General features: G+C 62.3%; 12 protein-coding genes and 1 pseudogene. 5 read left to right on the top strand and 8 right to left on the bottom strand.

Annotated elements, in window-relative coordinates; translation table 11 throughout:
• Positions 1–906: methionyl-tRNA formyltransferase (gene fmt, locus RTX98_RS17545; protein WP_312798097.1), on the bottom strand; the 906-nt coding region annotated here is incomplete at its 3' end.
• Entirely contained in the window at positions 906–1436 is a 531-nt protein-coding gene (def, locus tag RTX98_RS17550; protein WP_312798098.1) for a peptide deformylase, read from the bottom strand. The genes fmt and def, both read right to left, overlap by 1 nt.
• Before the next feature lie 101 nt (positions 1437–1537).
• Between def and RTX98_RS17555 the strand changes: the two genes are divergently transcribed.
• Positions 1538–2773: a DNA recombination protein RmuC gene (locus tag RTX98_RS17555; protein WP_312798099.1), complete on the top strand. Its 1236-nt coding sequence runs from the start codon at positions 1538–1540 to the stop codon at positions 2771–2773.
• A gap of 51 nt (positions 2774–2824) precedes the next feature.
• On the opposite strand, the gene RTX98_RS17560 is transcribed toward RTX98_RS17555, so the two are convergent.
• Positions 2825–3229, bottom strand: coding sequence for a DUF6481 family protein (locus RTX98_RS17560; RefSeq protein ID WP_312798100.1), 405 nt, complete (start codon positions 3227–3229; stop codon positions 2825–2827).
• 202 nt (positions 3230–3431) lie between these two features.
• Between RTX98_RS17560 and RTX98_RS17565 the strand changes: the two genes are divergently transcribed.
• Both RTX98_RS17565 and RTX98_RS17570 read left to right on the top strand, forming a co-directional pair.
• Positions 3432–4466: an LLM class flavin-dependent oxidoreductase gene (locus tag RTX98_RS17565; protein ID WP_312798101.1), complete on the top strand. Its 1035-nt coding sequence runs from the start codon at positions 3432–3434 to the stop codon at positions 4464–4466.
• 227 nt (positions 4467–4693) lie between these two features.
• Positions 4694–4879 (top strand): hypothetical protein, encoded by a 186-nt coding sequence (locus tag RTX98_RS17570; protein ID WP_312798102.1) that lies wholly within the window; start codon positions 4694–4696, stop codon positions 4877–4879.
• A 9-nt stretch (positions 4880–4888) separates the two neighbouring features.
• Here the strand turns inward: RTX98_RS17570 and RTX98_RS17575 are convergent, their stop codons facing one another.
• Positions 4889–5359, bottom strand: a complete 471-nt coding sequence (locus RTX98_RS17575) for a Kazal-type serine protease inhibitor (RefSeq protein ID WP_312798103.1) — start codon at positions 5357–5359, stop codon at positions 4889–4891.
• 136 nt (positions 5360–5495) lie between these two features.
• On the opposite strand from RTX98_RS17575, the gene RTX98_RS17580 reads away from it, so the two are divergent.
• Together RTX98_RS17580 and RTX98_RS17585 are read left to right on the top strand one after the other, a co-directional pair.
• Positions 5496–6500, top strand: a complete 1005-nt coding sequence (locus RTX98_RS17580) for an LLM class flavin-dependent oxidoreductase (RefSeq protein ID WP_312798107.1) — start codon at positions 5496–5498, stop codon at positions 6498–6500.
• Between the two features lie 109 nt (positions 6501–6609).
• The gene (locus RTX98_RS17585; RefSeq protein WP_312798104.1) at positions 6610–7815 is read left to right on the top strand and encodes an AI-2E family transporter; all 1206 of its coding nucleotides are present in this window, start codon (positions 6610–6612) and stop codon (positions 7813–7815) included.
• Here the strand turns inward: RTX98_RS17585 and RTX98_RS17590 are convergent.
• From RTX98_RS17590 to RTX98_RS17605, 4 genes and pseudogenes are all read right to left on the bottom strand, one after another.
• The gene (locus tag RTX98_RS17590; RefSeq protein WP_416223161.1) at positions 7799–9031 is read right to left on the bottom strand and encodes a lytic murein transglycosylase; all 1233 of its coding nucleotides are present in this window, start codon (positions 9029–9031) and stop codon (positions 7799–7801) included. The genes RTX98_RS17585 and RTX98_RS17590 overlap by 17 nt on opposite strands.
• An 18-nt stretch (positions 9032–9049) precedes the next feature.
• Positions 9050–9655 (bottom strand): recombination mediator RecR, encoded by a 606-nt coding sequence (gene recR, locus RTX98_RS17595; protein WP_312798106.1) that lies wholly within the window; start codon positions 9653–9655, stop codon positions 9050–9052.
• Positions 9656–9720: 65 nt separating this feature from the next.
• The gene (locus RTX98_RS17600) at positions 9721–10044 is read right to left on the bottom strand and encodes a YbaB/EbfC family nucleoid-associated protein (protein ID WP_189503629.1); all 324 of its coding nucleotides are present in this window, start codon (positions 10042–10044) and stop codon (positions 9721–9723) included.
• Between the two features lie 26 nt (positions 10045–10070).
• Positions 10071–10630, bottom strand: a pseudogene (locus tag RTX98_RS17605) (DNA polymerase III subunit gamma/tau); the annotation flags it as partial.

Raw genomic sequence — 10630 nt, forward strand, 5'->3', positions numbered from 1 at the left:
ATGACCGGCAAGGAAGTCGCGCACATTGATCGGCTTGCCGCCGGCCTTCTGCACCTCGATCAAGCGCAAAGCGCCGGTTGCGCAGGCAACCAAGCCGTCGCCGTCAAGGATCGCGCCGGGCTCGCCCGAACCATCCGCGATTACCGAGCGCAGCAGCTTCAGCCGCTCCACCTTGCCGCCAAGCTCCACTTCGCACCAGGCGCCGGGGAACGGTGCTAAACCACGGATCGCCGCGTCGATCACGGTTGCCGGACGGCTCCAGTCGATGCGTGTTTCCGCCTTCCAGATCTTGGCGGCATAGGTGGTGCCTTCGTCAGGCTGCGCGCGCATCGGCAACGTGCCGGCTTCCAGTTGCGCCAGCGCTTCCACCATCAAGGGCGCGCCGAGCTGCATCAGGCGATCGTGCAGATCGCCCGATGTCATATCCGGTGTAATCGCAACGCGCTCTTCCAGGCAAATGGGACCGGTGTCCAGCCCCTCATCCATCTTCATGATCATCATGCCGGTGTGCGCATCGCCGGCCATGATCGCGCGCTGGATCGGGGCGGCACCGCGCCAGCGCGGCAGAAGCGAAGCATGGCCGTTGAAGCAGCCGAGCCGCGTGCCCTCAAGGATCGCCTTGGGCAGAAGCAGGCCATAAGCGACCACCACGGCGACATCGGCCTTGAGTTCGGCAAACGCCGCCTGTTCTTCCGGTTTCTTCAGGGAAACAGGGCTGCGCACCTCAAGCCCCAGCCGCTCGGCTGCGGCTTGCACGGGCGAGGCAACCAGTTCCAGTCCACGACGACCGGCTGGCCGTGGCGGCTGCGTGTAAACGGCTGATATCTCGTGCCCGGCCGCTGCGATCGCCTCAAGCGTGGCCGCCGAGAAAACCGGCGTGCCCATGAAGATGAGGCGCAGTGCCATCAGCCCACCATACGCGCCGGCGGACGATCCCTCGCGAGCTTCTTGAACTTGCGCACCACCATGTCGCGCTTGAGTTTCGAAATATGGTCGATGAACAGGACGCCGTCGAGATGGTCGATCTCGTGCTGCAGGCAGGTCGCAAGCAGACCATCGGCATTGATCTCGTGCTTATTGCCCTCGACGTCCTGATAGGCGACGGTGATCGCGGCCGGGCGCTCGACGTCGGCATAATAATCCGGGATCGAAAGACAGCCTTCCTCGTGGACGTTGATCTCGTCGGAGCGCGTCAGGATCTGCGGGTTGATGAAGATCTGCGGCGCGTTCGGCTCGTCTTCCTTCGACAGGTCGATCACCAGCATGCGGATCGGCTCGGCAACCTGGATGGCGGCGAGACCGATGCCCGGCGCGTCATACATGGTTTCGAACATGTCGTCGGAGAAGCGCTTCAAGGCGGCGTCGAAGCGTTCCACCGGCGTGGAAACCTGGCGCAGCAATGGGTCGGGAAGGATCACGAGAGGGCGGAGGGACATGGGCTTCACCTAATTGCTCGCAACAGCGCCGTCAACGATCCCCGTGTCTATGTTCTTGTTTTGATCTTCTGCTGATCAGCCGAATCGCATAGGCTTGTCTCATGAACCGCGTTCCCGACCTGTCCACACCGCTGTTTCGCATGGGCGCCAGCACCGTTTCGCTGGGAATAGCGCTCGTCGCTGCCGCCATTCTGGTGCTCGTGCTGGCCTTCCTGTTCATGCTCGCGCTGCGCCGCGCCACCCATGGCCAGGCCTCGTTGCAGGCCGAAGCGCTGGAACGTGCGCGGCAGAACGAGCAGCGCATGGCGGTTCTGTTGCAATCCCAATCCGAGATGCAGGGCCGCATGGGCGCGCTGGCCGAGGTGTTTTCCAGCCGCCAGGCCGAGCTCAACCGCGCCATCGGCGAGCGGCTCGACGGCATGACGAACCGGCTCGGCCATTCGCTGACGGAACAAACCCGTGCCACGCACGAAAACCTCACCCGCCTGCAAGAGCGGCTGGTGGCGATCGACACGGCGCAGAACAACATCCAGTCTCTGGCCGGTCAGGTCGTGCAGTTGCAGGCGATCCTGTCAAACAAGCAAACGCGCGGTGCGTTCGGACAAAGCCGGATGGAAGCGATCGTCGCCGACGGGCTGCCGCAAGGCGGCTACGAGTTCCAGGCCACGCTCTCCAACAACAACCGGCCGGATTGCCTGATCCGCATGCCCAACAATACCCCGTCGCTGGTGATCGATGCCAAGTTTCCGCTGGAAGCTTGGAACGCGATCCGTGCGGCCGAGGATGACGCGTCGAAGCGGTTGGCCGCGCAGGCGTTCCGGCGCGACATCGAGCTTCATGTGCGCGCGATCGCCGAAAAGTACCTGATTTCAGGCGAAACGCAGGACACCGCCTTCATGTTCGTGCCCTCGGAATCGATCTTTGCCGAGATCCACGAGCATTTCGAGGCGATCGTGCAAAAGGCGCATCGCCTGCGCGTGGTGATCGTGTCGCCCTCGCTGCTGATGCTTTCGATCCAGGTCGTCCAGGCCATCCTCAAGGATGCCCGCATGCGCGAACAAGCGCATCTCATCCAAGGCGAGGTGGTCAGATTGATGGAGGATGTCGGCCGTCTCGACGACCGCGTGCGCAAGCTGCAAACGCATTTCGGCCAGACAGGCAAGGACATCGACGACATCCTCGTGTCCACCAAGAAGCTCACCAGCCGCGGCGCAAAAATCGAAGCGCTGGAACTGGGCGGCGAAGCTGTGGGTGAAGAAGCGCCGAAGCGACCCGGCCCGACCATTCATGATCAGCGATCCGGCCAATTGCGCCTGCGGGTCGTGGACGAAGACTAGATACAAAAAAGGCGGCCCATCAGGACCGCCTTTTTCAATCTTGTGAACCGCTCAGCGGCCGACGCGCGCCTTGCGGGCTGCATATTTCGCGTCGCGCTTGGCCTTGCGGTCGGCCTCGTCGGCCAGCAGACGGGCGATCTGACCCTTCTCGGCCTCGGCCTTTTCAAGAGCCTCGCGCTGGGCTTCTTCTTCGGCCAAACGCTGCGCTTCGGCTTCAGCCGCTTCGCGCGCCACGCGCTCGGCTTCTTCGCGTTCTTCGCGCTCCTGCTTCAGCCGGGCTTTTTCTTCCTCACGCTTGGCGCGCGCTTCAACAATAGCCTGACGCTCGGCCTTGCGAGCGAGTACTGCCGGATCGTCTTCTGCAGGCTTAGCCTTGAAGCGCGCAAGCAATGCCTGCTTGGCATCGTTAGCCGCCTTCTGGCGATCCGTAAAATCCTGTTCCTTAAAGCGAGCCAATGCCGCCGCCTCTCCATACATCTATCTTGGGGATGGGTGTGTAATGAGGATTTGTGCCGACAGTTTCAAGGCCTAAGTCGCGACTTTTGGGCCACACTGCGCTTCTGTCTTGCCGTAACATACAAGAAACACTGTTCACCGACGCCATCTGGCCCACGCAGCCCCGGCATCATAGATCAGGCGAAGCACAAGGAGATGCGCGATGCAGCTTGGTCTCTACACATTCGCCGATGTCGATCCCGTTCGCGCCAACACCGGCGAAGCGCCGGCCGAGCGTTTGAAGAACCTGATCGAGGAGATCGAGCTGGCCGATCAGGTCGGGCTCGACGTGTTCGGGTTGGGCGAGCACCATCGTCCTGATTATGCGGCCTCCGCGCCGGCCGTGATCCTCGCCGCTGCCGCCACGCGCACCAAGCAGATCCGGCTATCGAGCGCCGTGACCGTCTTGTCCTCGGACGATCCGGTGCGCGTGTTTCAGCAATATGCGACGCTCGATCTTCTGTCTGGTGGACGCGCCGAGATCATGGCCGGGCGCGGTTCCTTTATCGAGTCCTTCCCGCTGTTCGGCTATGCGCTGGAAGATTACGACGACTTGTATGCCGAAAAGCTCGATCTGCTGATCACCTTGCGCGATCAAGTCGAGGTGACCTGGGAAGGCAAGATGCGGCCGTCCATTCACGGACGCGGCGTTTATCCCCGTCCCCTTCAGGACAAGCTGCCGATCTGGATCGCTGTCGGCGGAACGCCGCAATCGGTCGCCCGCGCAGGCCATCTCGGTTTGCCGCTGGCACTCGCCATCATTGGCGGCGAGCCGCATCGCTTTGCGCCCTTGTTCGCCCTGTACCGGCAAGCGGCGGAACGGGCCGGCCACAATGCCGCGACACTGCCCACCAGCATCAACGTGCACGGCTATGTCGCCGAAACCAGCCAGGCGGCCGGCGACGAGTGGTATGGCCCGCAAGCCGAAGTCATGAACCGCATCGGTCGCGAACGCGGCTGGGGTCCAACCAACCGCGCGCATTTCGAAGCAGCTCGTTCGCCGCGCGGTGCAGCCTTCGTCGGCAGTCCAGCGGAAGTGGTCGACAAGATCCTCGCCAACCACGCTTTGTTCAAGTTCGACCGTTTCCTGATCCAGATGGCGATCGGCCTCATGCCGCATCACCAGATCATGAAGGCCATCGAACTGTTCGGAACCAAGGTCGCGCCTGAGGTGCGCAAGGCTGTCGCTGCCGCTTGAGGTAAGGGGCGCAGCTTCAAGCCGGCGACAGCGGGTGCTATCTGCTTTCGGACGATTATGTCCCGGGAGCCCGTCGAATGCTGCGATCGCTATTAGTTCCAGTCCTTGCCGCGACTACCGGTTCTGCATCAGCTCAGCAGAGCTCTCTCCAGGACGCAATAAGCAGGCAGATCCAGGCTTGCTTCTCATTGCCAAACATACCGGCCCTACCCGGCGGTAGAACGGCTATGATCCGCTTCGAGGTCGACGAAAGTGGCAAGGTTGTTGGCCGGCCCAGCGTTGAGAAAAAAGGCCGAACCGAGGAACAGCGCCAGTTCGACGCTGCCGCGGTTCGCGCCATTTACAGGTGTGCACCCTATAACGCGGATGGGGAGAGAGAATTCATCGTGCACTTTGACGATGATCAGGAGTAGTTGCGCCGATCAGCAAGGCCCGCGGTCAATGACGCGGAAGCCCGCATTATCGGCTTCGCAAGCATTGCCGAAAGTCCGCTCACGGTCGCCGCGGCGTGCGCAGACCGGCCGGTATTCCCGCGTGCAGAAGCGATCCGATTGCGGTGGGCGCGAGGGTCCCGGTCCATAACCCGGCCCGAAGCCTGGTCGCGGTCCGCTTTGCGGTCCACGGCGGCATTCGCCGCCATAGGCGATGCGATAGCCCGCTGCATCCGCTTCACAGGCATTGGGGAAGGTGCGGCGGTCGTCGCGGTTTTCACCGCAGACCGGCGCGAATTCGCGCGTGCAAATCCGGTCCGAGCGCGGCGGCGGGCCTGGCCGCACCGGCACGGTATGCGCTTCATAAACAACGGCACCGGCCGTGCAGCTAGCCGCAAAAGCGGTCAGACCAAGCACGACGATCCTTGCGAAACGTCCGACTGGCTTTCGGTTCAACGCCATCCCGTGTCCTTCCAGAAACCGGCTGCAGACTGTGCAGCCCTTGTGCGACCTACTGTGCCGCAAGGGCGCTGCCAAGGCAACGCAACGCCGCATCCAGCGTCTTGGAGCGGTCATTTCCGATCCCTATATCATCATCATGACCCTGCTTTCCGTTCTTGATCTTTCGCCCGTGCCGTCCGGCAGCAATGCCGCCCAGTCACTGAAAAACTCGCTCGATCTCGCCCGCCAAGCCGAGGCGCTCGGCTACAATCGCTACTGGCTGGCCGAGCATCACAACATGCCGGGCATCGCCAGTGCGGCCACCGCCGTGGTGATCGGCCATATCGCCGGCGGCACCTCGACAATCCGCGTTGGTGCCGGCGGCATCATGCTTCCGAACCACTCGCCACTGGTTATCGCCGAACAGTTCGGCACGCTGGCCGCCCTTTATGGCAACCGCATCGATCTCGGCCTTGGACGTGCGCCGGGCACGGACATGCTGACCGCGCGGGCGCTCCGCCGTAACATGGAAAACGGGGTCGACAGTTTCCCGAACGATGTCGTCGAGCTGATGAGCTATTTCGAGCCTGTGCAGGAGGGCCAGCGCGTGCAAGCCGTGCCGGGCGCCGGTCTTGACGTGCCGGTATGGATCCTCGGCTCCAGCCTTTATGGCGCTCAGCTTGCCGCCATGCTCGGCCGCCCTTATGCGTTTGCCTCACACTTTGCACCCGCGGAGCTGGACAATGCGATCGCCATCTACCGCTCACGCTTCCAGCCCTCCGAGAGCTTCCCCAAGCCGCACCTGATGCTCGGCGTGAATGTGGTTGTGGCCGACACGGACGAGGAAGCGAAATATCTGTTCAGCTCGCAGCAACAGAGCTTCGTCAACCTGCGCTCCGGCCGCCCCGGCCTGCTGCCACCGCCGGTGCGCGATTATGAAGACCAACTCGACATGAACGGCCGCATCGTGCTCGATCATGCGCTGTCTGCCGCGCTCGTCGGTTCGCCAGAAACGGTGAAGCGTGGGCTGGAAGCCTTTATCCAGAAAACCGGCGCGGACGAGTTGATGGTCACTGCGATGATCCACGATCATCAGGCGCGCAAGCAGTCATTTACCCTGTTGTCGGAGCTTTACCGGGCGCTCCCGGCCGCAGCCGCTTAATGGCGGTCGTCGTGGCCAATTGCTGCGGAACTTGGAAGGGCACTTTGCGTTAGGTGCCGAACCCGGCACTCGCATTTCCGCGACAAGCAGCGGGCGCCGGGGAAACTTCATGAGCACTACGCCAGCCGCGGTCCCATCTGAGGAGGCCTCGATCGCCGAAACCGCATCGAGCGATCTTGCCAAGCTGCGGCGGATGGTGCTGGGCCTGTTTTTGATAGCGGCTTGTTGTGCGTTGTATTTCGCCCGCGACTTCTTCATGCCGGTGGTTCTGGCATTCCTGATCGCTTTGACGCTGACGCCGATCGTGCGTTTCCTGCGCAAGCGCGGCGTGCCCTCGGCGCTGTCCGCGACATTGCTCGTGATCGCTTTTGCGACCTTATTCGCGCTTCTGGCCTACCTGGTCAGCGGTCCCGCGATCACGCTGGTCAACGACGCACCGTCCATCGGCCGCACGCTGGCCGAGCGTCTGCGCCATGTTCAGCGGCCGCTCGACCGCGTCAACGACATCATGCACCAGTTCGATATGATGACCGGCCAGGTCAGCGATCCCAATGTCGCGGAAGTCACGCTGGCTCAGCCGGGCGTCATTAGCAGGGCCGCCGGCTCTGTTCTATCGGGCGCGACATCCATTGGTATCACGCTGGTGCTGGCGCTGTTCCTGCTCGCATCCGGCACGATGTTTTATGAAAAGATCGTGCAGTCCTTCGGCCGTATGTCCGACAAGAAGCGTGCGTTGCGTGTGGTCTATGATGTCGAGCGTGAGATCTCGCGCTACCTGCTGACCATCGCCCTGATCAATGCCGGTCTTGGTGTGGCGATCGGTACCGGTCTCTGGATCATCGGCGTGCCGAATGCGGTGGTCTGGGGCGTGATGGCCGCCCTCTTGAACTTCCTGCCTTATATCGGCGCCCTGACCACGATGGTCGTGGTTGCCGTGATCTCAATCGTAAGCTTTGACTCGCTGGGCTTCGCGCTGCTCGCTCCGGCCTATGTCCTGCTTTGCAACATCATCGAGGGCCAGTTCTTGACGCCGTTGATCGTCGGTCGCCGGCTGGAGCTGAATGCTGTTGCGATCTTCATTGCGGTGGCCTTCTGGTCGTGGCTGTGGGGTCTGGTCGGCGCGTTGATCGCGGTGCCTTTGCTCGTGGTCATCAAGGTGTTCTGCGACAACTTCGAGAACCTGCAGTCCATGGGCAACTTCCTTGCCGCCCAGCAGACCATGGACCCTGCGGAAACAGCGCCTGAACCCGCCGTTCCCAGCGCGCCCCATGCTGGTCCGGCCGTGCTGGACGTGGTGACTAGCGCACAGCCTTGACCAGGCTGGCGCTCGGGAAGCAGGTTGGCGTCAGGCCGTTCTTGGCCTGCCATTCGCCGATCGAGCGCCGGGTTTTATAGCCCGGCAGACCGTCCGAGCCGCCGACATCGTAGCCCTTCTTTTCCAGGCTGCGCTGCATGGCGGCGATGTCCGAGCGATACAACTTATCCACGCTCCCCCACTTGCCCTTGAAGGCACCGCCGCCTGCCGTGATCCGATCCGCGGCGTTTCCTACGAACAGTGCGTAGAGGTCGCTCGTGTTGTAGTCCTTCAGCACGTAGAAGTTCGGCGTGACGATGAAAGCCGGTCCGTTTGTGCCCGCTGGAAGCAGCAAAAAGCCTGTTTTTTCGGTCTCACCTGCCGGAAATGCGCTGCCATTCACCCGTTTTACGCCGAGTTTCGCCCATTCTGCGCCGGTTTTTCCCCGATCTGGCCCCTCTAAAGAGCAAGAAAGCGAGGGCGGCAGGGTGACCTCGAAGCCCCAATCGCGACCCTTCTGCCAACCATGATGAACGAGGTAATTGGCGATCGACCCGAGCGTGTCCGGCACCGAATTCCAGATGTCGCGACGACCATCGCCATCCATGTCGACGGCATGCTCGATCAGGGATGACGGAAGGAACTGCGGCTGGCCCAAAGCGCCCGCCCAAGAGGACTTCATGTCCGCTTTGGTCGCCCAGCCTTTTTCGAGAACCTGGAGCGCGGCCAACGTTTCCTTTCGGAACAGATCCTTTCGGGTGGAGAGAAAAGCCTTGGTGCTGAGGACTTCGATGGCGTCATAGGGGATCTTGGCGCGGCCGAATCCGGACTCACGGCCCCAGATCGCCAGCACGATGCCGGAAGGCACGCCGAAGCGCTGTTCCACGGCCCGCAGGGTGCGTGCCTGTTCGCTCAAGCGGGCACGGCCGCCGGTTTGCACCGAACCAATTGTTTTCTCGGCGAAATAAGCACCCGGCGCGCCGAACTCTGCTTGATGCTGGTCCTTTGGCGTCTCAGGCTTCTGTCCGGGCAGAACGAGATCCGGCAGCTTCAGGTTCGGCGTCACGCCCTTGAAGGCAGCATCGAAAGTCGCGCGCGACACTCCGGCTGTTTTGGCGTCCGGCCACAGGCTCTGATCGAGCCATGAGCGGAACTGCGCATCTACGGATTGCGCATGGGCAGCGCTGGAAAAACTCAGCAGGATCAAGGCGATGAATGTGGAAATCAGTGTCTTCATCGTCATGTTCCAACCAGTCTAGAATGCCGTGCGCGAGCGCAGCGCCGCCGTCAGCGTGCCTTCGTCGAGGTAGTCCAACTCGCCGCCCACCGGTACGCCATGCGCGAGGCGGGTGATCTTCACGTTCATGTCAGCTAGCTGGTCGGTGACGTAATGCGCGGTGGTCTGCCCTTCTACCGTGGCATTCACGGCGATGATGACCTCAGTCACCCCGCCTTCCGCCACGCGCGAAACGAGGCCGCGGATGTTAAGATCGTCTGGCCCCACACCATCCAGCGGCGAGAGCGTTCCGCCGAGCACATGGAACTGCGCATTCATGGCGCCGGCGCGTTCCAGCGCCCAGAGGTCGGAAACGTCTTCAACCAGAATGATCGTCGCGGCATCGCGGCGCGGGTCCCTGCAGATCATGCAGGGATCAACCGTATCGATATTGCCGCAGCGCGAACAAACCCGCACCTTTTCCAGAGCATCACCCATGGCGACCGTCAGCGGTCCGAGCAGCTGCTCCTTCTTCTTGATGAGGTGCAAGGCCGCACGCCGGGCCGAGCGGGGGCCGAGCCCCGGCACTTTGGCCAGCAGCTGGATCAGCTTCTCGATCTCGGGTCCGACGATGCGTTTGGACATGGGTTTGTCACCAACAGACAAGGGGCCGGCGAAAGCCAGCCCCGGAACGTGTCACATGCTTGCGCTTAGAAAGGCAGCTTCATGCCGGGGGGCAGAGGCAGGCCGGAGGTCATCTCGCGGGTCTTTTCCTGCGTAATGGCCTCCACCTTGGCGCGCGCGTCGTTATGCGCGGCAAGGATCAGGTCTTCCAGGATCTCGGCCTCGTCTTCCTTGATGAGCGACGGGTCGATCTTGAGCGCCTTCATTTCGGACTTGCCGGAAAGCGTGACCGAAACGAGGCCACCGCCGGACTGGCCGGTCGCCTCGATATTGGCCATCTCTTCCTGCATCGACTGGAACTTGGCCTGCATTTCCTTGGCCTTGCTCATCAGGCCCATGAGATCCTTCATGCGGACATCCTTGTTTTGGAGCTTGTTTAGAGTTCGTCGGGATCGTCGACGCCCGGATCGATCCCCGGATCAATCACGGGATTGTCCATGTCGGGTTCGACATCGTTCGCGGCTTCCGGAATGCGGATATCGATGATCTTGGAGCGCGGGAAAGCAGCGAGAATGGCAGCGACCGTCGGATCGGCCTCGGCTTCCATCCTGGCGCTTTCGCGCTTCTGCGTTTCGATCTCGGCCAGCGTCTGACCGCCTTCTTCACGCGAAACCGTGACCAGCCAGCGCATGCCGGTCCATTTGGACAGGCGGTTCTGAATGTCGGTCAGAAGCGTACGCGGGGCGTCTTCGGTGAGGTTGATCTCGAGCTTGCCAGGCTCGATACGCACCAGCCGGACACAGCTTTTGACACCGATCTTGAACGGCATGTCGCGCGCGGCATCGGCCAGCGCCACGATATCGGCCAGCGAGGCGACCTTGACGGTCGGTTCGGGCTCGGGCTGAACAGCCGGCTGCATCGCCGGTGCGGGTTCCGCTTCGGTCTGCACCAACCGCATCGTTTGCGCACCGCCGCCGGCGGGCATCATGCGCGCGG

Origin of the sequence: Tianweitania sp. (assembly GCF_032053605.1) — a bacterium.
Classification (GTDB): domain Bacteria; phylum Pseudomonadota; class Alphaproteobacteria; order Rhizobiales; family Rhizobiaceae; genus Tianweitania.

Excerpts from the sequence above, each read along its gene's own strand:
- RTX98_RS17580 (WP_312798107.1), top strand. The coding sequence starts at position 5,496 with ATGACCCTGCTTTCCGTTCTTGATCTTTCGCCCGTGCCGTCCGGCAGC.
- RTX98_RS17585 (WP_312798104.1), top strand. The coding sequence starts at position 6,610 with ATGAGCACTACGCCAGCCGCGGTCCCATCTGAGGAGGCCTCGATCGCC.
- RTX98_RS17570 (WP_312798102.1), top strand. The coding sequence starts at position 4,694 with ATGATCCGCTTCGAGGTCGACGAAAGTGGCAAGGTTGTTGGCCGGCCC.
- RTX98_RS17590 (WP_416223161.1), bottom strand. The coding sequence starts at position 9,031 with ATGAAGACACTGATTTCCACATTCATCGCCTTGATCCTGCTGAGTTTT.
- RTX98_RS17575 (WP_312798103.1), bottom strand. The coding sequence starts at position 5,359 with ATGGCGTTGAACCGAAAGCCAGTCGGACGTTTCGCAAGGATCGTCGTG.
- recR (WP_312798106.1), bottom strand. The coding sequence starts at position 9,655 with ATGTCCAAACGCATCGTCGGACCCGAGATCGAGAAGCTGATCCAGCTG.
- RTX98_RS17600 (WP_189503629.1), bottom strand. The coding sequence starts at position 10,044 with ATGAAGGATCTCATGGGCCTGATGAGCAAGGCCAAGGAAATGCAGGCC.
- def (WP_312798098.1), bottom strand. The coding sequence starts at position 1,436 with ATGTCCCTCCGCCCTCTCGTGATCCTTCCCGACCCATTGCTGCGCCAG.
- RTX98_RS17555 (WP_312798099.1), top strand. The coding sequence starts at position 1,538 with ATGAACCGCGTTCCCGACCTGTCCACACCGCTGTTTCGCATGGGCGCC.
- RTX98_RS17565 (WP_312798101.1), top strand. The coding sequence starts at position 3,432 with ATGCAGCTTGGTCTCTACACATTCGCCGATGTCGATCCCGTTCGCGCC.